General features: G+C 60.0%; 26 protein-coding genes. 12 read left to right on the top strand and 14 right to left on the bottom strand.

The features are described 5' to 3' along the window. Positions 1-40 precede the first annotated feature (40 nt). Positions 41-1,222 carry a BaiN/RdsA family NAD(P)/FAD-dependent oxidoreductase gene (locus B060_RS0107565; RefSeq protein ID WP_018081167.1) on the bottom strand — a complete coding sequence of 394 codons (1,182 nt, stop codon included), beginning with the start codon at positions 1,220-1,222 and terminating at the stop codon, positions 41-43. 164 nt (positions 1,223-1,386) lie between these two features. Between B060_RS0107565 and B060_RS0107560 the strand changes: the two genes are divergently transcribed. From B060_RS0107560 to B060_RS0107545, 4 genes are all read left to right on the top strand, one after another. Further along, positions 1,387-1,515, top strand: a complete 129-nt coding sequence (locus B060_RS0107560; RefSeq protein ID WP_018081166.1) for an entericidin A/B family lipoprotein — start codon at positions 1,387-1,389, stop codon at positions 1,513-1,515. A gap of 135 nt (positions 1,516-1,650) precedes the next feature. Then, positions 1,651-1,776, top strand: coding sequence for an entericidin A/B family lipoprotein (locus tag B060_RS0107555; protein ID WP_018081165.1), 126 nt, complete (start codon positions 1,651-1,653; stop codon positions 1,774-1,776). Positions 1,777-1,780: 4 nt separating this feature from the next. Then, positions 1,781-2,377, top strand: a complete 597-nt coding sequence (locus B060_RS0107550) for a DUF1287 domain-containing protein (RefSeq protein WP_018081164.1) — start codon at positions 1,781-1,783, stop codon at positions 2,375-2,377. Between the two features lie 16 nt (positions 2,378-2,393). After that, on the top strand, positions 2,394-3,029 hold the full coding sequence (locus B060_RS0107545) for a hypothetical protein (RefSeq protein ID WP_018081163.1): 636 nt from the start codon (positions 2,394-2,396) through the stop codon (positions 3,027-3,029). Here B060_RS0107545 and B060_RS0107540 read toward each other — a convergent pair. The 5 genes from B060_RS0107540 to B060_RS0107520 all read right to left on the bottom strand — a co-directional run bounded on the left by B060_RS0107540 (position 2,991) and on the right by B060_RS0107520 (position 7,210). Then, positions 2,991-4,007 (bottom strand): adenosine deaminase, encoded by a 1,017-nt coding sequence (locus B060_RS0107540; protein ID WP_018081162.1) that lies wholly within the window; start codon positions 4,005-4,007, stop codon positions 2,991-2,993. The two genes, B060_RS0107545 and B060_RS0107540, sit on opposite strands and share 39 nt — an antisense overlap. A gap of 7 nt (positions 4,008-4,014) precedes the next feature. Then, positions 4,015-4,305 carry a type II toxin-antitoxin system RelE/ParE family toxin gene (locus B060_RS0107535; protein WP_018081161.1) on the bottom strand — a complete coding sequence of 97 codons (291 nt, stop codon included), beginning with the start codon at positions 4,303-4,305 and terminating at the stop codon, positions 4,015-4,017. Positions 4,306-4,311: 6 nt separating this feature from the next. Next, the gene (locus B060_RS0107530; protein ID WP_018081160.1) at positions 4,312-4,569 is read right to left on the bottom strand and encodes a type II toxin-antitoxin system ParD family antitoxin; all 258 of its coding nucleotides are present in this window, start codon (positions 4,567-4,569) and stop codon (positions 4,312-4,314) included. A 54-nt stretch (positions 4,570-4,623) separates the two neighbouring features. Further along, positions 4,624-6,204 (bottom strand): MFS transporter, encoded by a 1,581-nt coding sequence (locus B060_RS0107525; RefSeq protein WP_018081159.1) that lies wholly within the window; start codon positions 6,202-6,204, stop codon positions 4,624-4,626. A 124-nt stretch (positions 6,205-6,328) separates the two neighbouring features. After that, complete coding sequence (locus B060_RS0107520; RefSeq protein ID WP_018081158.1) at positions 6,329-7,210, bottom strand: LysR family transcriptional regulator; 882 nt, start codon at positions 7,208-7,210, stop codon at positions 6,329-6,331. Positions 7,211-7,316: 106 nt separating this feature from the next. Here B060_RS0107520 and B060_RS0107515 point away from each other — a divergent pair, with 106 nt between their 5' ends. Genes B060_RS0107515 through B060_RS0107505 form a run of 3 tightly spaced genes read left to right on the top strand, consistent with a single transcriptional unit; the run spans position 7,317 to position 9,409 of the window. Then, the gene (locus B060_RS0107515) at positions 7,317-7,715 is read left to right on the top strand and encodes a DUF4260 domain-containing protein (protein WP_018081157.1); all 399 of its coding nucleotides are present in this window, start codon (positions 7,317-7,319) and stop codon (positions 7,713-7,715) included. Next, positions 7,712-8,623, top strand: coding sequence for an NAD-dependent epimerase/dehydratase family protein (locus B060_RS0107510; RefSeq protein WP_018081156.1), 912 nt, complete (start codon positions 7,712-7,714; stop codon positions 8,621-8,623). Before B060_RS0107515 ends, B060_RS0107510 begins: the two co-directional genes overlap by 4 nt. A gap of 30 nt (positions 8,624-8,653) precedes the next feature. Beyond that, the gene (locus B060_RS0107505) at positions 8,654-9,409 is read left to right on the top strand and encodes a metallophosphoesterase (RefSeq protein WP_023447239.1); all 756 of its coding nucleotides are present in this window, start codon (positions 8,654-8,656) and stop codon (positions 9,407-9,409) included. 163 nt (positions 9,410-9,572) lie between these two features. Here the strand turns inward: B060_RS0107505 and B060_RS0107500 are convergent, their stop codons facing one another. Continuing rightward, positions 9,573-10,292: an SDR family NAD(P)-dependent oxidoreductase gene (locus B060_RS0107500; RefSeq protein ID WP_018081154.1), complete on the bottom strand. Its 720-nt coding sequence runs from the start codon at positions 10,290-10,292 to the stop codon at positions 9,573-9,575. A gap of 138 nt (positions 10,293-10,430) precedes the next feature. Here B060_RS0107500 and B060_RS0107495 point away from each other — a divergent pair, with 138 nt between their 5' ends. The 3 genes from B060_RS0107495 (at position 10,431) to B060_RS0107485 (ending at position 13,638) form a co-directional block, all read left to right on the top strand. Then, positions 10,431-10,997, top strand: coding sequence for a TetR/AcrR family transcriptional regulator (locus B060_RS0107495; RefSeq protein ID WP_018081153.1), 567 nt, complete (start codon positions 10,431-10,433; stop codon positions 10,995-10,997). A gap of 21 nt (positions 10,998-11,018) precedes the next feature. Beyond that, complete coding sequence (locus tag B060_RS24025) at positions 11,019-11,729, top strand: YoaK family protein (RefSeq protein ID WP_018081152.1); 711 nt, start codon at positions 11,019-11,021, stop codon at positions 11,727-11,729. Between the two features lie 121 nt (positions 11,730-11,850). Beyond that, positions 11,851-13,638 (top strand): chloride channel protein, encoded by a 1,788-nt coding sequence (locus B060_RS0107485; RefSeq protein ID WP_018081151.1) that lies wholly within the window; start codon positions 11,851-11,853, stop codon positions 13,636-13,638. 3 nt (positions 13,639-13,641) lie between these two features. Here the strand turns inward: B060_RS0107485 and B060_RS0107480 are convergent, their stop codons facing one another. From B060_RS0107480 to B060_RS0107460, 4 genes are all read right to left on the bottom strand, one after another. Continuing rightward, positions 13,642-14,268 carry an SOS response-associated peptidase gene (locus B060_RS0107480; RefSeq protein ID WP_018081150.1) on the bottom strand — a complete coding sequence of 209 codons (627 nt, stop codon included), beginning with the start codon at positions 14,266-14,268 and terminating at the stop codon, positions 13,642-13,644. A gap of 21 nt (positions 14,269-14,289) precedes the next feature. Continuing rightward, positions 14,290-15,036 (bottom strand): LuxR family transcriptional regulator, encoded by a 747-nt coding sequence (locus B060_RS0107475; protein ID WP_018081149.1) that lies wholly within the window; start codon positions 15,034-15,036, stop codon positions 14,290-14,292. A gap of 161 nt (positions 15,037-15,197) precedes the next feature. Then, positions 15,198-15,449, bottom strand: coding sequence for a hypothetical protein (locus tag B060_RS0107465; protein ID WP_018081147.1), 252 nt, complete (start codon positions 15,447-15,449; stop codon positions 15,198-15,200). 92 nt (positions 15,450-15,541) lie between these two features. Next, a complete protein-coding gene (locus tag B060_RS0107460) occupies positions 15,542-16,285 on the bottom strand; it encodes a helix-turn-helix transcriptional regulator (protein WP_018081146.1) in 744 nt (247 codons plus the stop codon). Between B060_RS0107460 and B060_RS0107455 the strand changes: the two genes are divergently transcribed. After that, a complete protein-coding gene (locus B060_RS0107455; protein WP_155847511.1) occupies positions 16,277-17,164 on the top strand; it encodes a hypothetical protein in 888 nt (295 codons plus the stop codon). The two genes, B060_RS0107460 and B060_RS0107455, sit on opposite strands and share 9 nt — an antisense overlap. Before the next feature lie 7 nt (positions 17,165-17,171). Here B060_RS0107455 and B060_RS0107450 read toward each other — a convergent pair whose 3' ends face one another. The 3 genes from B060_RS0107450 to B060_RS0107440 form a co-directional block, all read right to left on the bottom strand. Further along, the gene (locus tag B060_RS0107450) at positions 17,172-18,296 is read right to left on the bottom strand and encodes a heavy metal-binding domain-containing protein (RefSeq protein WP_018081144.1); all 1,125 of its coding nucleotides are present in this window, start codon (positions 18,294-18,296) and stop codon (positions 17,172-17,174) included. 84 nt (positions 18,297-18,380) lie between these two features. Continuing rightward, positions 18,381-18,794: a CBS domain-containing protein gene (locus B060_RS0107445; protein WP_018081143.1), complete on the bottom strand. Its 414-nt coding sequence runs from the start codon at positions 18,792-18,794 to the stop codon at positions 18,381-18,383. Positions 18,795-18,809: 15 nt separating this feature from the next. After that, positions 18,810-19,280: a hypothetical protein gene (locus B060_RS0107440; protein ID WP_155847512.1), complete on the bottom strand. Its 471-nt coding sequence runs from the start codon at positions 19,278-19,280 to the stop codon at positions 18,810-18,812. A gap of 168 nt (positions 19,281-19,448) precedes the next feature. Here B060_RS0107440 and B060_RS0107435 point away from each other — a divergent pair, with 168 nt between their 5' ends. Then, positions 19,449-20,792 (top strand): glycoside hydrolase family 27 protein, encoded by a 1,344-nt coding sequence (locus B060_RS0107435; RefSeq protein WP_018081141.1) that lies wholly within the window; start codon positions 19,449-19,451, stop codon positions 20,790-20,792. Positions 20,793-20,829 lie beyond the last annotated feature (37 nt).

Here is a 20,829-nt window from a genome sequence, read left to right as displayed (position 1 = left end):
TGAGTTCGGGCTGCATAAAGGTGTAATCGTCGGGGATGTTTTACTTGCCGGTGATCGCGCGTGACGCCGCCACGGCGGTGGAGAAGCAGGCCTGTAACAGATAGCCGCCGGTCGGGGCTTCCCAGTCGAGCATTTCGCCGACCGCGTAGACACCCGGTAGCGCTTTCAGTTCAAAATCCGGCGTCAGGCTTTCAAAGCGGATGCCGCCAGCCGAGGAAATGGCGCGGTCGAGCCCTTGCGCCGCCGTCAGCCGCACCGTCACGCTCTTGAGATCGGGGCCCGGCTTTTCATGGATCAGCGCGATGGCGGCCGGCGACAGGTTGAGCGCCTTGCGCAGGCGGTTCGACTGGCTGTCCTTGGGCGAGGCGCGTTTCAGCTTGTTGATGGCCTGATCGGCGGTCAGGTCGGGGCGCAGATCGATGACCAGATCGGCGTGGCCATCCTTATGAATGGCATCGCGCAGGGCCGCACTGAGCGCATAGATGGCGCCACCTTCGAGACCGGCACGGGTCAGCATCAGTTCGCCTTTGACCTCACGTCCGCCAAATTTCACAGCGATGTTCTTCAGCGCTTCACCGGCGAATTTGTCAGCGAACAGCGCGCTCCAGCCGACGTGGAAACCGACATTGGCGGGTTGGAAAGGCGCCACCTCGACCCCGCGCGCTTTCAGCAGGTCCACCCAGCCGCCGTCGGCACCGAGCTTTGGCCAGCTTGCGCCGCCAAGCGCCAGCAGGGTCGCATCCGGCGTGACGCGCACGGTGTCATCGCCGTGCGCGAACACCAGCGCATCCCCCTCCCAGCCGCGCCAGTCATGGCGCGTGTGCAGCCGCACACCCTGCGCTTCCAGACGCCGGAGCCAGGCGCGCAGCAGGGGCGAGGCTTTCATCGCCTTGGGAAACACGCGGCCGGAGGTGCCGACAAACGTATCCGCCGCCAGACCATCGGCCCAGGCGCGCAGATCGCGGGCGCTGAAAGCTTCGAGCGCCGGACGTAAAACCTGTGCCCGCTTGCCGTAGCGCGTCACGAAGCGGTCGAAAGGCTCGGAATGGGTCAGGTTGAGCCCGCCGCGTCCGGCCATCAGGAACTTGCGCGCCACCGAGGGCATGCGGTCGTAGAGATCGACGCGCCATCCTGCGGCATTGGCGGCGGCGCTGACACGTTCGGCGGCCATCAGGCCTGCCGGGCCGGCGCCTATGATGGCAAGGGTGGGGATGTTTGTCATGGTTTGCGCTCATAACCCGAAGAGGCGCGAAACGCTATTGAATATGACCGTTGCGTCCTTGATCTTTCCAGGCATCGCGTCCCATTGAATCCTTATGGGCGGAATCTGATGCTGGTGCCCACGTGGCGCTTCATGTCCACGCAATCTGAGAAGGACACAAGACCATGAAACGCATTATTCTCATCTCCGTTATCGCCCTTATGCCTATGCTCGCCGCCTGCCACACCGTTCAGGGCGCCGGCAAGGACGTGACTGCCGTTGGCAAGGGCATGGAAGACGCTGCCAAGAACTAATGGGCAAGCTATATATCTAACGGTCGGCCCACAGCATTCGCGTGCCGTGGGCCGTTTGCATATGCGGGCGATCTCTCCTAAAATCACCGCAATTGCGAGTCACTTTTCGCACGACCCCTATCTGAGGATTACACCATGAAACGCATCGTTCTTATTTCCCTGCTGACGCTCGCCCCGCTGCTGGCGGGCTGCCACACCATTCAGGGCGTCGGCAAGGACGTCACCGCCGTTGGCAAGGGCCTTGAAAACGCCACCCACTAGACCGATGCAGCGTCGCGCTTTCCTGACGGCCTTGCCGGCCATGGCTTTTTCACAGCCGGCACTCGCCCGTCCGGTGAAGCGCGATACCTTTATCGAAGCCGCCCGCGAACAGACGCAGCATGCGGTAACCTACGACAGCGCCTATACGCGCATCGCCTATCCGATGGGGGATGTGGCGGCCAATAAGGGCGTTTGCAGCGATGTCGCTATCCGCGCCTACCGCGCCATCGGCATAGATCTGCAACAAAAGGTCCATGAGGATATGGCGGCGCATTTCGCCCTCTATCCGAAAAACTGGGGCCTGAAGCGGCCGGACAGCAATATCGACCATCGCCGCGTGCCCAATCTTGAAGTCTTTTTCAAGCGCTTTGGCACCTCGCTGCCGACCACGCGTCACGCGTCCGACTATGCGCCGGGCGATCTGGTCACCTATCGCCTGATGGGCAATCTGCCGCACATCGCCATCGTCAGCGATCAATATGCGCTGCTCGATCGTTCGCGGCCCCTGATCATCCAGAATATCGGCTGGGGTCCGAAGCAGGAGGATAGCCTCTTCATCATGGGCGCCGAGATTAGCGGACACTTTCGCTATGGCCTGTAAACGCCTATAATGCCGCATGACCTTCCGGCGCTTCTTCATCTGGCTGATTGAAAGGGCGGTAGAGCTGCAGCTGGCGATCGCCTGCCTGATCGCGGTCAAGTTCCTGCTGCCGGTGAGCGACGCAAGCTATGCCAGTCTTGAGACTTTTACCGCCGCCGTGCGCGAAACCCTGCGTACCAATCTCGATGAGGCGGGCTTCATCACCCGCGCCTTCATGGACGGCGACCGGGGGCTCTATCTCTGGAAGACCTGGCTGGCCTCTGCCTACACGCTCGGCTTTTTTGTTTACCTGCAAGGCCTCTACCTCTTTAGCTCGCTGCTTGCGCGACGGATCAGTCAGGGGCGCGATACGCTCTATGCACTGGCGGCCTTTCTGCTCAGTTTCGTGCTGATCTGCGCGCTGTTTGTGATCGGCCATGATGGCCTGCCTGATATGACCAGCGTGCGCCTGGCGCTTTGCCTGCTGATGGCCGGCCTGATGGTCGTCACGCTCAGCGCGCAATTGGGCAAGCTGTTGGGGGGCCAGTCTGTGCCGGCCAAGCCTGTCAGGCCCGCCACCTTCAGGGCCCAGCCTTTTACCGAAGATCTGCCGGCGGTAGCCGAAGCCCGGCCGTCAGTGTTTCGCCGCGAACGCCTCTATTTCAGCGAGTAGCACCGCCTTGCGGGCGTCATCGAGAAAGGCGCCGGTTATGCTGTTGCGCGCCAGGGTCAGGCAAGCGTCGCGGTCGATCAGGCCAAGCCGCGTCAGGCTGAGGAAATTGTCGTTCACATAGCCGCCAAAGTAAGCCGGATCATCCGAATTGATCGTGGCGCGCAGGCCCTTTTTCAGCATGTCGGGGATGGGGTGAGCGTTGAGATCGCTCACCACGCAGAGCTTGTGATTCGAGAGCGGGCAGACGGTCAGGGTCAGACCTTCACGCACGATATGCGCCACCAGAACAGGGTCTTCCAGCGACCGGTTGCCGTGGTCGATGCGGTCGATATGCAGGACGTCGAGCGCTTCGTAAACATAGGCCGGCGGGCCTTCCTCGCCGGCATGGGCGCACAGTTTCAGACCGAGCGCCTTGGCCTTGGCGAAGACATTGGCGAATTTCGACGGCGGGTGGCCGACTTCGGATGAATCGAGCCCCACGCCGATGATCCGGTCGAGATAGGGCACGGCCATGGCGAGGCTCTCAAAGGCAGCCTCTTCGGATAAATGACGCAGGAAGCTGTGGATCAGCGATACCGACAGGCCGAGCGCTTCGGCGTCCTTCGCTGCCCGGCTTAGGCCTTCGATGACATAGTTGTAAGGGATGCCGCGATCGGTATGGGTCTGCGGATCGAAGAAGATTTCGGCGTGGCGGACATTATCGGCCGCTGCCCGCCGAAAATAGGCCATGGCCAGATCGTAAAAATCGGCCTCGGTGAGCAGAACATCGGCGCCCTGATAATAGATGTCGAGGAAGTCCTGCAGATTGGAGAAGTCATAGGCGGCGCGTAAGGCCTCCACGTTGTTATAGGGCAGGGCGATGTTGTTACGCTGCGCCAGGTCGAACATCAGCTCCGGCTCCAGTGAGCCTTCGATATGCAGGTGCAGTTCGGCCTTGGGCAATCCGGCGACAAAGGCATCAAGGGAGGTATCGAGCATGGGAAACCTATTCGAGAAGGACGGCGATATCGCGGTAGCCGCTCAAAATACGAACAATACTCAAAGGCCGGCTGGTGGCATTATAGATGATAAGATAGCTATGCACGCTGAAAAAGCGCACAGGTCTCGATGTCAAATCTTCGCGCACATGACCGATCATGGGGTTGGCCGCAAGCTTGTCAAAGACCGTAAATATGTCGTCAATCACCCGCTCAGCCTGGCGCGGGCTATCCAGCGCGATGTAATCCTGAATATCGATCAGGTCGTCGCGCGCCTCATCCGACAGAATGAAATTCATAGCTGTTTAGCCGGCGTACTTTTTGCGTCTTGCCACCAGGTCATCATAAACGCTTTGACCGGAATGCGACTTTCCCGCTTGCAAGGAGGCCAGGCCCTTGTCGATTTCGGCATCGAGCAGCGCCATGCGCTTCTGTTTCAGGGTATCCTGTTCGGCCAGCAAACGTAGTCCCTCTCGGATCACTTCGCTGGCGCTGGTGTAAAAGCCGCTCTTTACCCGCGTTTCCACAAAGGCTTCCAGTTCGGGTGTCAGGGATACATTCATGGCATCACTCTCTTTGTGAAGCACTATGATAACAAAAAATGACAAATTTGGCTATTATTTTTCTAGTTGCCGCAGGTCTAGTCCGCGCGTTTCGGTGCCGAACTTGATGAAAAGGCCCAACGTCAGCAGGATCGGCACGATGATCATGCCGGCCGCGATACCCAGAGGCGGCACGAGTGCGGTGATACTGAGCGTCTGCGCCAGTACGCCGCCCCCCTTGGTGCATGCTGCCACCCAGCCAGTAGCGCGGCCACGAATCTTGAGCGGGTAGCTTTCCGACGCATAGGGCAACAGGATGGCCAGGATGCCGTTGGAGCCGATGATCAGCAAGGCGATGGGCAGCACCGGACTGCCGCCTTTTCCACTCTCTAGCAGCAGCACCCAGATCAGGCCGGCGAGCGTCACGCTGATCATGGTGGTGAAGGCCCATTTGGTGCTCCATTGGCTGTAGATCCAGGTGCACAGGAAAACGGTCGGGAAGGCGATCAATGACGATTCCGCCAGCAGCTTAGATGACAGGGCCATAGAATAGCCCTTGGCGACCAGATCATTGGGCAGCCACAACAGCAGGCCGAAATTGATCAGGCCCCAGGCCAGCGCGGCAATGGTGAGCGCCGCCGTCTTGCCGATCAGCCCCGGTGTCCATAGTTTTGGGTCGGTGCCATCGCGCCTGGCGTGGTGGTGGGCAAAGGTGTCGTCGGTATCCTCTTCGCTGGCAGCCAGCTTGTGGCTGACCGTGCCGAAGCGCGCCATGATCTTGTGCGCCTCGGCGTCACGGCCACGCGACAGCAGGAACTTGGCTGATTCCGGGATCAGCCCGCCCATCAGGATCAGGAGGAGGCCGGTCGGCAGATTGATCAGCCACAGAATGCGCCAGGAAAAGGTCGGCACCAGCAGGTAAGAAAAACCGGAAGCAGCAAAATAGCCGCCGACCGCGCCCAGTCCGCCGACAAGCACCAGCGCCCAGCCGCGATGGCGCGACGGCATGGTTTCGGCCAGCAGGGCGTAAGTCACTGGCAACATACCCCCGGCGCCGGCGCCCATCAGGAAGCACATGATGATGTTCCATTGCAGCGACGGCATGGCGCCGCAGATCGAGGTGCCGACAAAGACGACGGCCGACAGCAGGATCGACGCCTTGCGGCCGTAAATATCGGCGATAATGCCCCACAGGATCGAGCCCGTGACGGTGCCGATGAGGGCGAAGAACGGCACCAGCGAGGCTTGCGCCTTGGTGACGCCATACTCTTTTATAAGGCCAGGCATAACGAAGCCGAGCGAGGCCGGTTTCATGACGTCGATGATCAGGGCCACGACCAGCACCAGCATCAGAAGGGCGTGCGCGGGGCTCAGTTTGGCGTCTTCCGGAGCAGTGACAGCGATATGCGCGGCGGACCTGACCTGCTGGTCGACGTCTTTTGGTAGCAGGCCATAGGCGGCAACGCCGATGCCGGCGACGATCAGGAACATGCCGAACAGCATGCCGTTATCCATTGGCATCCCGGCCATGGCGAAGCCCATATCCCTGCCCATCCAGAACATCGGCAAGTGCAGCAGCACACCGGCGGTGACGCACAGGCAGCCAAGCCAGAAAGCCCAGACGCCGCGCCGGTCGAGAAAGAGTTTTGCGTCCATGTGCCTCGTGCCTCTGACTTGTTTTTCTAAGCCATACGCTCATTTGGCCGAAAATAAAGCTTTATAATTCATAAGGTTGGCAAATGTGTTTGTGCATTAACTTGTTGCTACGTTGGTATGGTCCCTATGCTTTCAGGCGTGCGCTGAAAGCTGAGCTGAGAAAATCGGCAACGCGGCGGATGCGGGCATTGCTGCGCACCTCTTCGTGCATCACCAGCCAGACGGGCAGGGCGGGCAGCCGCATGCCGATATCGAGCTTTTCCAGGTCGGGTTGCGCCCCGGCCAGAAGATCTTGGGCAAAGCCAATGCCAGCGCCCGCCAGCAACAGGTGCCAGCACACCATCTGGTCATCGCAGCGCACCGGGAACTGATGGCGCGTCACCACGCGTCCCATGGCGGCATAACCGCGGATGATATCATCGAGCCGGTCGAAGCCAATAACGTCGTGGTCTAGGATGTCGAGCATTTCCCGTGGCCGGCCCTTGCGCGCAATATAGGCTTTTGAGGCGTAGAGCCCCAGCGGCGTATCGCCGAGCTTGCGGGCGATCAGGGCGTTCTGCGTCGGGTCGAACATGCGCAGCGCGATATCGGCATCGCGGCGCAGCAGGTTTTGTGACGCATCGGACGCGACGATCTCGATCTGTATCAGCGGCTCGGTCCGGCGCAGCTCGGCGATGATCGGCGGCAGGATGAGATTCGACACCACCACCGAGGCGGTGATCCGCACCGTGCCGGACAGGGTTTCAGCCTTGCCCTGCGCCTTGAGCGCCAGAGCCTCGGCGGCGCGGCCCATCTCGCGGGCGTCATCGACCAGACCAAGGGCCGCTTCGGTCGGTTCCAGCCCCTTGACCGAACGGCGGAACAGCGGCGTGCCGATAACCTGCTCCAGTTCCTTGATGTGGCGGCTGAGCGTGGGCTGTGTCGTACCGATGTGTGCGGCCGCCGCCGATAACGAGCCGGTATCGATCGTCGCCAAAAAGGAGCGAAGCAAGGTCCAGTCGAGCATGTTGGGAACTCTCTATGCGTTTATGCATATAAAGTATCAAAAATTAGGCAATAAACATACGAAAATAATGGCTCTATTCTGTCTCCACCAACTAAGGAGATATCAGATGCCCGGATTTGTAAGTGGTCCACCAAAAACCATACTGCGCCTCGAAGGGCTTGCCGTGCTGGCCCTCAGCACCTTCGCCTACACCAGATACGGTGCCGGGTGGTCAGTTTTTGCCCTGGGTTTTCTGGTGCCGGATCTGTCGATGCTCGGCTATGTCTTCGGCAAAAAGTCCGGGGCGCATATTTATAACATTGGCCATAGCTATCTGATCCCGGTGGGGCTTCTGGCCTATGGCGTGATCACTGAAACACCCCTGGCCACGAGTGCCGCGCTGATCTGGACCGCGCATATCGGTCTCGACCGTCTGTTGGGCTATGGCCTCAAATATACCCAAGGCTTTGGCCTTACCCACCTCGGCCTCAAGGGCAAGGCCGCCAAAAAGGAACACTACGCATGAAAACGGTTCTGGTTCTGGGCGCCAATGGCGGCGTCGGTAAGGTCGTGGCGAAGGCGTTTCTGGCCAAGGGCTGGCGGGTGCTGGGTCTGGTGCGCGCCGGCAAGACGGCGGGCGAGGGGATTGTTCCCATCCATGCGGATCTGTTTGATGCGTCCGCTGTGGCAAAAGCGTGCGGTCCGGTCGATATCGTCTTCAATGGCCTGAATGTGCCCTATCCGGTCTGGGCCACGCAAGCCTTGCCGACCTATACCGCCGCCGCAGATGTCTGCGAAGCGCTTGGGGGCCGCCAGATCTATCCCGGCAGCGTCTATAATTTCGGTTCCTCCATGCCGCCGGTGCTGACGCCGCAGACGCCTTTCGCGGCGGATACCCTGAAGGGGCGCATCCGGGTCAGCATCGAAGCGATGTTTTCGTCACGCGCCGAGGCCGGGCGTCTGCGCACCCTCGTTATCCGCGCCGGTGATTTCTTCGGCAGAGATTCGTCGAAGAGCTGGATGAACGCCCTGGTCGCCAGGGACCTCTGCAAGGGGAAACTCGTTACCCCCGGCAAGAAGAAGACTGTCCACGCATGGGCCTTCCTGCCCGATCTGGCGGCCACGATCGTCAAACTGGCCGAGGTGGAAAGCACGCTTGGCGCCTATGAGGTTTTCCACTTCGAGAGCCACAATGTCTCGGCGGAAAGGCTGGCTGAGGCGGCGCGCATCGCCCTGAGCCGCAAGGTCACCGTGGGCCATATGCCGCGCGTCATGTTCTCACTGATCGCGCTGTTCGATCCCTTCATGCGGGCGGCGCTGGAAATGCTGTACCTGTGGGACGTGCCGCATGCGCTCAAGGACGAGGGTCTGGCAAAGGTCATCGGCGAAGTGCCGCGCACCCCGCTTGATCAGGCTCTGAAGACTTTGCTTTAAATAGATGTGCGTCCTGCCTATATAGGACGTATGACCTCCCGCATTGCACAACTGACCTACGCCATCGGCGATATTCACGGGTATGACGACCTGTTTGAGCGTATGATCGACCGGATCCGGATCGATGCCGAGCTCTTGAAAGAGCGTCCGCGCATCCTGCTTTTGGGGGATTATATCGATCGCGGACCTTTGTCGCGTCAGGTGCTGGATCGTGTGCAGCGCCTGCAAAAGGCGCCGTGGTGCGATGTGGTTGCGCTGATGGGCAATCACGAAGAGGCGCTGCTGCGTTTCCTCGATGAGCCGGAGTTTGGCACCACCTGGCGCGACTGGGGCGGAGCGGCCACGCTTGATTCCTACGGTGTGCCCATGCCCTATATGGCGCACTCGGAAGCCATCTGGCAGGCGGTCAGTCAGGATTTCGCGGCCAAGATGGATCCGGATCATCTGGCCCTGCTGCGGGCGATGCCGTCATCGTTTCAGGCTGAGGATTACCTGTTTGTCCACGCCGGCGTTGATCCCGACCGGCCGCTGGCTGATCAGAACGGCGCCACCTTCATGTATATCCGCGGGCGTTTCCTGCGCGCCGATCAGGCGTGCGAATATGTCGTGGTGCATGGCCATTCGCCGCACAAGGTGCCGGTCAATACGCGCTGGCGTATCGGCATCGACACCGGCGTCTATTATAGCGGTATTCTCACGGCGGTGCGGCTGTATGGCGAGACGCGCGAACTGATGCAGGTGCGGCGCGAGATGGACACGGATCGCCCGCCGCCGGTGTTCTTTTAGGAAAGTGATCCACAGATAAGCCAGATAAGCACAGATGTCATAAGGATCGGCGTCTTCTATGAATCTGTCAGATAGTGAAGGCGCGAAGCGCTATCTGTGCTTATCTGGCTTATCTGTGGATACCTTAAAGCAAAAGCCGGGATGTCTCCCGGCCTTTGTTGTTTTAGCCTTCACCCGCCAGAGCGGTATCGAGCGTCTTGCCGTCGGTGGCCCAGAGATGACCGATCTGCAAAGCCACGGGATCCGGGAAGATGTAGGTCTCATGCGCCGCGATGCCGGCCACGATATGCCGGGCAGCGTGTTCCGGCGTAGCCTTCTCCATCGGGATGTCCTTGGCCAGGTCGGTATCGATCGGGCCCGGATAGATGCCGAGCACCTTGATGCCTGATCCTTTGAGCGTGGCGCGCAGGGTCTGGGTCAGGGATTGCAGCGCCGCCTTGGAGGCCGAATAGCCGGCCAGTCCCGGCGCTGAAGTCAGGCCCACAACGCTGATCACATTGGCGATGGTGCCGCTCTTGCGGGCGGTAAACAGCGGCGTAAAGGCGCGGATGATGCGCAGCGTGCCGTAATAGTTGACGTCCATATCGCCGTTGATCAGCTCGATCGGGCTGTCGATGAAGTTGGCTAAGACGGCGGTGCCGGCGTTGTTGAGCAGGATATCGGCGTCGGCGGCGGTTTTCGCGGCGGCATCGACCGAGGCCTGATCGGTGATGTCGAGTTGCAGCGGCACAACGCGGGCATCCCCAAAGTCAGGCAACGAATCCAGGCGACGGGCGCCGGCATAGATTTTTTTGACGTCGGTCTTGAGCAGTTCGCGGACAGTGGCGACGCCGATGCCGCGGTTTGCGCCGGAAACGAGGACGGTTTGATTTGTGTACGACATGACTATCTTCCTTTGAAAAGCCGTCGTGGTTAGGCGGCGCTGTTAATGTAAACCGATCTGTTTACATCGCCACAAGTAAACAGATCGGTTTACATTGTCAAGCGGCCGTGGTAGGAACTTTTTCAAGGAGATTTCGATATGGCCGATACCGCCGCCCCCACCAAGAAGCAGGAGATCATCGCTCAGGCCTATGACGCCTTCTATGACGGCGGCTTCCACGCCACCGGCATCGACACGGTCATGGCCAACAGCGGCATTTCCAAGCGCACCCTCTATAAATACTTCCCCAGCAAGGAAGACCTGATCGAGGCTGTGTTGGAACAATATGGCGAGGACACCGACACCTTCCTGTTCAAACCGGCGTTCGCCCGCAGCGATGATCCGTGCGAACAGATCCTTGCGCTGTTCGATATTCGTCAGGAGATGATGTCTAAAAACTGCCGGGGCTGTCTGGCCATGAAGGCGGGGCAGGAATATATCGGCAAGCACGACGGCATCGCCGCGCGGGGCAAGGACGCTTCGGTCTATGTCGAGCGCCGCTTTATCGAGCTGTGTGAAAAGGCCGGCCTGAAAAACGCGACCGACACCGCCCGCCAGCTCAACCTGCTGTTCCAGGGTGCGGCACTGGCCGGACAGATGCAGCAGGACCCCGGCGTTTTCGACGTGGCCAAAAGGGCGGTGCATATCCTGCTTGCCGCCGCCTGACCCACGCGCCAGAATAGGCGTATGACGAATCCCAAGCCTGAACGCACCCTGCCTGTGGCCGCTCTTTTGATCACCGCCGCCGGCATGCTGGATGCCTTCACCTATGTCGGTTATGGCGGCGTGTTCGCCAACGCCATGACCGGCAATATCGTGCTGCTGGTGGTGCGCGTGGCCAAGCAGGACTATGCCGCCATCCTGCCCTTTCTGGCGCCGATCCTGAGCTATCTCTCCGGGGTGGCGGTGGCGCACATCCTTAAGGAAAGACCGCTTTTCGGACGACTACGCTCACCGGCGCGCACCTTTCTGGCGCTGGAAATCGTCTTTCTCATCCTCGTCGCCTTCCTGCCGCGTAGCATACCGGACATGCTGGTGGTGACCGGCATCGCGTTAGTGGCGGCCATGCAGGCCACCGCCTTCACGCGAATTGGCGAATTCGCCTACACCTCTGTGACGACCAGCGCCAATCTGCGCCACTTCGCGACAGGCCTTCTGGACTGGCTGGTGTTTCGCAAAAACCGCGAGAGCCGCCGCCAGGCGGTGTTTTTCCTGACCCTCTGTGCAGGCTTCATCAGCGGGGCGCTGGCCGGTGCCGAGGCCACTACCTATTTTGGCCATGGCGCCGTCTGGTTGCCCGCCGCACTGTTAGCGGCGGCCCTTGTGCTGTGCCTGCCATGGAATGTGCCGATGCGCGGTCTGTTCAATGGCGAGCCTGTGAAAAAGACCGACTCGTAAGGTTTTTCTTATTGCCTTCAAGCGTATGATGGCTTCACAAGGCGCAGGGGCGGGCTTAGGATTACCTTCGAAGCGCGCCTTTTCATTCGAAAGGTGCGCCACACTCTGCGGAAAGCGCTGTATGTCGCATAACGCCCATCTTGGTGATCTTCTGCTCGGCAAGTCCGTCAAGCGCCCGGTGCTGCGCGGCGTGGCGCTGATCAAGCGCCACCTGCAAGGCTCTGAGGTCTGGTTCATCGTGCTGGCCGGTGGCGTCGGGCTGATCGCTGGCATCATGGCGGCGCTGCTCGGCCATTTCGCCCACCTGCTGCAATCCATGCTCTACGGCTTCTCGCCCGATCTGCGCCTGAGCGCCTTGCCCACCATCGAACCTTGGCACCTGCTGGCCCTGCCGCTCGGCGGCGCGGCGCTGGGGCTGGTGCGTTTCATCTTCCCGCGTCGTACGCGCGCCCCGATCGACGTCGTCGAGGCCAATGCGCTCTATGGCGGACGCATTCCTCTGCGGGATAGCCTGATCGTGTCGTTCCAGACCTTCCTCTCCAACGGTTTCGGCGCTTCGGTCGGGCTCGAAGCCGCCTATGCCCAGTTGGGCGGCGGCATCGCCTCGAAGATCGGCCAGTGGCTCGACCTCAAGCGCCAGTCCCTGCGCACCCTGGTCGGCGCGGGTGCCGGCTCGGCCATCGGCGCAGCTTTCGGTGCGCCCCTGGCCGGCAGTTTCTATGCCTTTGAACTGGTGCTCGGCGGCTACACCCCGGCGGCGCTGGCCCCGGTGGCGGCGGCCTCGCTCATGGCGGTGCTGGCGGCGCAACTGATGAACATCGAGCCGTTCGTTATCGCCTCGACCGCCGGCCAGAGCATTGAGATCAGCGGTTACCTGCTTTATGCCGTGCTGGGCGCCATCTGCGCCGGCGTCGGCATCGCCATCATCCGGCTGGTGGCCAGCGTCGAGGCCATTGTGCGCAAGATGCCGATCGGTGAGATCTGGCGCCCCATGATCGGGGGGCTGTTCCTCATCCCGGTGGCGTGGGCCGCCCCGCAGGCGCTCAGTTCCGGCCACGGCGCCATGCACCTCTACATGGCGCAGCAGGCCCTGGTGACGACGCTGCTTCTGGTCTTCGCGCTCAAGCTGGTGGCGTCGGTCATCTCGCTGGCCTTCGGTTTTCGCGGCGGGCTGTTCTTCGCCTCGCTGTTCCTGGGCTCCTTGCTGGGCTCGATCTTCGCGCAGATCGTCAACCACATCTATCCCGCCGCCGATCTCGACATCCTCAACGCTTCGCTCGTCGGCATGGCGGCGCTGGCCGTGGCGGTTGTCGGCGGCCCCATGACCATGTCGCTGATGGTGCTGGAGGTGACGCACGATTTCGCCCTGACGGCGGCGGTGGTGACGGCGGCGCTCTGTTCCAGCGCCATTATCCGCGAACGGTTCGGCTATTCCTTCTCGACCTGGCGTCTGCACCTGCGCGGCGAGGCCATCCGCAACGCCCGCGATATCGGCTGGGTGAAGGCCCTGACCGCCACCAGCCTGATGCGCAGGAACCATACGACCATGGGGGAGAGCGAAGGCGTCGCTGCCTTGCGTGACAAGGTACCGCTGGGCTCGACCTCGCGCGTGCTGCTGGTCGATGATCAGGGCGATTATCGCGGCATTGTGCCGACCGCCGAGGCGTATATCGACCATGTATCGCCAGATGCGCCGCTGAAAGAACTGGCGCGCCAGACAGAGGTCTATGTGCGGCCGGACATGGATATTTCGGCGATCATGCGCGTGTTCGAACACTTTGGCGTGGATGATCTGGCCGTGGTGGACGAAGACCACAAGCTGCTTGGCCTGCTGACGGAAAAGTACGTCAACCGTCGCTACGTCGAAGAACTGGAACGCTCACAGCGTGAATTCTTCGGCGAGATGTAATCGTTAAAACAATCCGCCCGGAGCTGGCTCGCGCTCAGACGTCACTTTCAGTGGTGCGCTGCGCGTCAGATCGACCGGCATGCGCCTTAGCCAGGCGTCCCATTGATCGGGATGCAACACCACAGGTTCACGATCGTGGATGGCTGACATATCCCCGCCGGCGTCGCGGGTGAGCAGGGCAAAGCTCCAGATCGTGCCCTCGGTGAGGTCGGCGCAATCCCACAATCCGCCGAAGGCCAGGGGCTGATTATCTGCGCGCGTGATCCGCCATTTGTCCCGCGCCGTTTTCGTCCCCGACCATTCGTAGAAACAATCGGCCGGTACCAGCGCATGACGATAGCGCCACGCCGCCTTGAAGACGGGCTTTTCGGCGGCGCTGTCGAGCCGCGCGTTGAAGCTCGTGGCCTTCCAGTCCTTGAGCGATCCCTTGTACCAGTGCGGGATGAGGCCGAAACGCGCCGGCAGCAAACCAAGCTTACCGGTCTCCGGATTTTCAATGACGATCGAGGTGCCAAGGCTGGGCGCGATCCTCAGGGTCTCGCCATACGTCATCACGTCCGGCATATCGGGCATATGCAGCATCGTCTTCAAAAAGCTGAGATATTTGAGCGCGTCGAATTGCCCGCACATGCGATGATCCTGGAGAATGATCTAGAGATAGATATGGCCATGCATCAGGCCGGCCACCACCGCCGTGACACGATTGCAGGCATTGAGCTTGAGGAAAATATGGCGGACGTGGCTATCGACCGTATTGCGGCTAATGCTGAGGATCATCCCGATCTCGTCATCGGTCTTGCCGCTGGCCATCCAGCTCAGGACCTCGCGTTCGCGCGGCGACAGGTGCGCCGGCTCTGTCTGTTCGGGCACCGTGCGGGCATTCAGCCGCTTGAAGGCGGCATAGAACTGGGTGCAGAAGGCGCTCAGCATATCGAGGTGCGGATGCGCAGCGTCACAGCGCTCGGTCGAGGCCAGCCCGATTCCGGCGATCGCTGAGGCGCGGCTGCGGATAGGGATACCGACGCCATTGTTGAGACCGGCCTCCTCGGCCAGGCGCATGAAGCGCGTTTGTTTGGGCGTATAGACGGATCGTTTTTCAAGTCCATCCCAGGTGAAGGCGTTGGCGTGGGTAGCGCCGGCCTTCATGACCGGGTCAAAGGATGCGCACTGTGTCTCCATGTAGTATTTTACCCAATCTTCAGGGTAGCTGTAGAGCAGGGCATAGCCATTGAGCGATTCGGGCAGGTCGTCATCGCGATGGATGGTGAGCACTAGCCGGTCATAGCCATATTGCCCGACGCCTTTGCGCAACAGGTCAAACAGCTCGTCACCACTCCGGGCACGGCTGGTATCGGTGATGAAATCCTCAAAAATATATCGGGTGGAGGTATCGAACATGGCGTTTCTGAAGAGGGAAGAGACGCAGCGATACCACGGTATGATCGAACTGTCCGCACAATCAGGTCTCCCACCCGAAAGCGCGGACAATTCTTCCCCCATGCCCCCCGGCACTTATCCTGAAGAGGTCAATGATCAGGACAGGTGAGAATGCGCATCCGTCAGTGCATGTAAGGCTTTGGCGGCTGAAAATGCCGGCGCATCTGGCTGGTCAGCGCGGCGTGTTTGGAATCACAGTAGCGCTTGAGAAAGCTTTCAAAAACCTCGGCCAGCCCTTCCTGCAGGGGCACATCACCAACGTCGAGCGCCAGCATACGCAACTCGTCCAGCCGGTTCAGCACCGCCATGACCGTATCGTCATAGCTCTCAGGCTCGGCGAAAGTCGCGATCTCACATATATTATTGTCCGCCATACGCGCCCCCTGTCATTATTCCTTTCAGGCAAACATATTGCCGTTGACCGCGCCATCACGAGAATTCGTGAGCCGGGGCCAGGATGGACGGATTACGGCCGGATCAGGCCTTCGCCTATCGCCTTGACCACGGCGGTGACGCGATTGGGTGCATCGAGGCGGGCGAAGATCTGGCGCATATGGGTATCGACCGTATTGCGGCTGATGCCCATAATCGTGGCGATCTCGCTATCGGTCTTGCCGGCGGCCACCCAGCTCAGGATTTCGGTCTGCTTCTGTGTGATGCCAATGGCCTGGGCGCGCGGCGTTTCGCCCTGTGCATTCAGCCGCTTGTAGCTGAGATAAAACTGCGCGCTGAGGGCGCCGATCAGATCCGGATTGGCATGGGCGCCATCCTTGCCTTCGGTCGAGGCCAGGCCGATGCAGGCCACCAAGCCGGTCCGCCCCCAGATCGGCGCGGTCAGGCCATTACGCAAGCCGCCTTCGCGCGCGACATTATAAAGCCGGGTCTGAGCGGGCAGATAGTTGGAGCGCTTCTCATAGTCTTCCCAATCGAGCACTCCGCTTTGCCGGCGCACCGCCATCATCACCGGATCGTAGGCAGCGCAGCCGTTGTCCTGATAATAGCCGCGCAAATCATCGGGAAAATTGTGCAGCACGCCGCGGCCATGCACACGCTGGGGCAGGTCGGGATCGTCGATCACCCACAGGCTGATACGGTCATAGCCATACTGGGCCATCGCGCGTTTCAGCAGGGCGAACAGGTCGACGTCCGCCGTGACCTGCCGGGTGTCGGTGACAAAATCTTCGAACTGATAGCGGTTGAAATGACCCATACTGTCAAGTCTAGGCGCTATCCTGCGGCTTGGCGAGAAGGATATGGTAGCGCAAACATGGTTTTAAACCATGGGTGGCGTCTGGGCCACATCTGGTTGCGCGGCGTAAATCGAACAGGCGGAGTTTTTCTGGCGCATCCCTTGAGTCGACATGCTAAATTAAGTCAATCAGAGGGGGGAATTATGAAAAAACAAAATGGTTGCCTGACGGCATTCCTAGTCGTGCTTGGCATAATTATCGTTGTTGGTCTGGTTCATCTGGGAGTCGGGTATTACCTCTTATCGGAAAAAATTGAACTCAAGGAAATAAAAGCCTCCGAGAGTGTTGCATCCGCTGCCGTCGAGGCCATTTCGCAATCAGCGTTCGAGCCAGTATTGCCTGCGCCAGTCCTGAATAGCTCCGTTGACGAAGCCTTCGTTCATGACAAGGCACTTGACCTTACCGGATATTACTTCTCTTTCGAGCCGGTACAGATTGGCAATTTCCGGTTGGCCCATATCGATATGGGGTCGAATAATGATTTCATCAAATTTGAAAAGGATGGGCAATCAATCCCGACATGGACGCCTTTCGAATTTGAATTTGAAGATATAACCAGCAAGGAAATACAAACGGATCAGGGTAATTTTCGTGAAAATTCACCACGCGTTTTTTGCAAGCGTTACCTGATTACCCGTGAGGTCGTAACCTTTGAAGGCTATGACAAACAGGTGGGAAAAGTAAGCTTCACAGGCAAGTTCACAACGCGGTTTCTGGCTAACATGGTTAATTCTATGTCTATCTTAACGCAGGATAAGGATGCCATCCTGACAGGAGACCTGACAATTAACGGCAAGACCTTCAGGAATGTGCGATTCCAGTACTGGGCTGGCGATTGACGCGTTGCTAAGCCCCTTGGTTGTCCGCCGAGCGCATCAGCGACATGCCCATATCCGAATCCATCCAGGTGTCCTTGTCGTGGACAATGGCCTGTGCTGGCATCATCTGCGTATGTGTGCCCATGCCGCTGACCTTCTGCACCGCCGTGCCGATGGCCATGAATTCGATCAGGCCCTGCCCGATCTCGATGATGTAGGTCTTCACCCCCACCACCTCCTCGGCACCGATCGAATCGGCTTCGGCCTTGAGACGATCAAGCGCGTGTTCGCGGGCGTCATGCACCAGCGAGGTCAGCTCGCTGATCTCGCCCTTGGCGAAGGATTTCAGCGCCGAGAAGATGCCGCCGACGAGCCCCAGCGAATAGATCGAGGTCGACATCAGAAGTTTCATCGGCGCATAGCCCAGGCTTGCCATCGACCATAGCTCTTCGCCGGTCAGGTCGGACGTCACCACATGGTCAGACGGAAGCCCGGGGTGCGAAGCGGCCGTGCCGGTCATGACCATTTCATGCGTGCCCATCCACGGCAGGATGGTTGTGCGGATACCGAGCACCGCGTTGGCGCCATCGGCGCGGGCGGCGGCGGTGATGCGGTCCAGCGCCTTGTGACGGGTCTTGTTGAAGACGTCGGAATATTCCGAAATCTCGCCGCGCCCCAATTGCTTGAGCGCGCCGATGAAACCGCCGCCGACGCCCATGGAATAGGCGATATTGCCAAAGACGTGCTGGATCGGCGTGTAGCCGGCGTCCATGTGGCAATAAAGTTCCTGCGCATTGCCGGCGGTGGTGAAGAACGAACCGCTGCCGGTTTTCGAGAAGACACAGGAACCGACAAACAGGAATTCGGTATTGCCGGAAAAGGCGCGCAGATCGCCGGAAACACCGGCCACGCCAGACGCGCCATGATTTTGCGCCTCCTTCGCCATGCGGGCGAAGGCGTGCATGCGGCCATCTTGAATTGCCTGCGTCACCTGCGGTATTTCACCGCCCAGAATATTGTTGAGACCGGCGCCGATCGAGCCCAGAAAGCCCATCGAATTGACGCTGTTGCCCACCACCAGCTCACCGGCCGTATAGCCCTTGAGCGCCATGCAGTAGATTTCGTTGCCTGATAAACCGGTAACCCTGGCCATGACGGCGCTCCCTCACTTGGTGATGATAAGCGGGAGGGTGGAGCCTCTTTGGGGCGTTTGTCAATGGCCGGAAAGGCAGATCCGTCAGGCGGGTTGTGCGACCTGAAGCTCGATCTCGCCAGCCAGTCTTTGTTCGTCGGCGCGGGCGATATCACCAAGGGTGATAATCCCGACGAGGCGCTTCGCATCATTGAGCACAGCCAAGCGGCGGATCTGCTCGCGCTTCATCATATCGGCGGCTTCGCGGATATCATCGTCCTCGAAACAATAGATAATCGATTCCGACATGATCTCGCTGACCGGCGTATCGGCGCTAAGGCCTGCGGCGACGGCACGGATGACGATGTCGCGGTCGGTCACCGCGCCTTTCAGCTTTTCGCTGTCGCCGATCGGCAGGTAACCGTAATCGCCGTCACGCATCAGCACCGCCGCTTCGCGCAAGGTCGTCTGCGGACGGGCGAACTTGAAATCCGCGCTCATAATATCTTTCACATGCATGGCTGTAGCTCCTGATTATTGACGCTTGATCTGGTTGGACGGATTGCAGTCTTCATAATCACGTTCCGACATCGCGGCATGGTCACGCGCCCGGCGCGGATCGTCGGGGTCTTCGCTGGGGTCGGAATCACGCTCGGCGTCACGTGAGGTGCGATAGCCGTGATCTTCATCATGGAAACGCGAATTGCCCTCTGAATCGCGAGCGCGGTCATAAGCGCTGCCGTCGCGGTGTTCATTACGGACATCGTCATTCGGGCGCCACGGATGCGCAGGTTGCGTTTTATCCTCCCGGCTGGCGGTTACGCGCCATTGCTCATCGCGCCAGTCATTTTGAAAAGGGTTGTCCTGATCAGGGCGCTCATCGCCACGATTGTCGACGCGGACATTGGCCTGCCAGCCATTCTGACGGTCGTTCAGAGCGTCGCGCTCGGTCTCTGGCTCAAGGTTGCCCTTGCTGCCGGGCGTCTCGTCGCTATGTCGGGCCATGACATTATCCTTTTTCGTTTTCAACATCACATCCTATGCCCTTGGCCGTAAGGTTATTGTGACGATCGGCAGGGCGGATGTAAAACTTCCATAAGTCGCTTTACGGCTGGTTTTCTGTGTGACCCGTGTTATTCCTCAGACAATAACAATATCAGGCAGGATGATCGCATGACCCGTTTTTCGACCGACCGTCGCAGCCTTCTGGCTGGCCTTAGCGCCTTGCCGGCCCTGGGTGCCATGGCGACCACGACGGCCGAGGCCAAAACACCGGCAGTTTTGGCTCCCAAACCGCCGATGGGCTGGAATAGCTGGAACAGCTTCGCCACCACCATCAATGAGGCCCAGGCGCTGGAAACGGCGCGGATCATGGCCGACAAGCTGAAACCGCATGGCTATACGGTCTTCACCATCGATATCCAGTGGTACGATCCCGCCGCTACCAGCTACGTCTATAATGAAAAGCCGGTGCCGACCATGGATGGTTACGGCCGCCTGCTGCCGGCCCCTAACCGCTTCCCCTCCAGCGCCGGCGGCAAGGGTTTCAAGCCTATCGCCGATCAGGTGCATGCGCTCGGCCTGACCTTCGGCATCCACCTGATGCGCGGCATCCCGCGTCTGGCGGTCGAGCAGAACCTGCCGGTTTTCGGCACCTCGGTCCATGCCCGCGATATCGCCAATATTGAGAGCATCTGTCCGTGGAACCCTGACATGTATGGCGTCGATATGTCGAAGCCGGGGGCGCAGGCCTATTATGATAGCGTGTTCGCGCTATACGCCTCGTGGGGTGTTGATTTCGTCAAGATGGACGATATGAGCCGCCCTTACGATGCCCATGCGCCCGAAATCGAAGGCGCGCACAAGGCCATCGTCAAGACCGGACGGCCGATTTTGCTCAGCCTGTCGCCGGGCGAAACCCCGGTGGCGCGCGCCGGACACGTCCGGAAGTACGCCCAGATGTGGCGCATCAGCGATGACTTCTGGGACGAATGGCCCCTGCTGGAATCACAGTTCACGCGTCTGGAAAACTGGAACGAACACCGCACCATCGGTGGTTGGCCCGATGCCGACATGCTGCCGCTGGGTCGTCTGGCGCTCGGCAACCGCGACACCAAGTTCACGCCGGCGGAACAAAAGACCGTCATGACCCTGTGGTCGATCGCGCGTTCACCTCTGATCATGGGCGGGGACTTGCGTCACCTCGATCAGCCGACGCTGGCCTTGCTGAACAATGACGAAGTCATCGCCATCAATCAGGACAGCCACGACAACCAGCCGCATTTCCTGGGCGATGGAAAGCGCGTCTGGACCGCGAAAGCTGCCAATGGCGACACCTATCTGGCTTTGTTCAACACCACGGACAAGACCGCGGATCTGACTTTCGATCTCAGTGTGATCGGGCTTAAAGCTGCGAAAGTGCGCGATCTGTGGGCGAAGGCGGATCTGGCGCCCGTCAGCGGCCGCCTGACCGCTTCGGTGCCGTCGCATGGCGCGGCCTTGTTCCGTTTGAGCTAAGTAGGTTTGATCCTCCCCTGTAGCGAAGCGTACGGGG

The sequence above is a fragment of the Asticcacaulis benevestitus DSM 16100 = ATCC BAA-896 genome (genome assembly GCF_000376105.1).
In the GTDB taxonomy this organism is placed as follows: domain Bacteria; phylum Pseudomonadota; class Alphaproteobacteria; order Caulobacterales; family Caulobacteraceae; genus Asticcacaulis; species Asticcacaulis benevestitus.
This window is presented reverse-complemented; position numbering and strand designations above follow the sequence as displayed.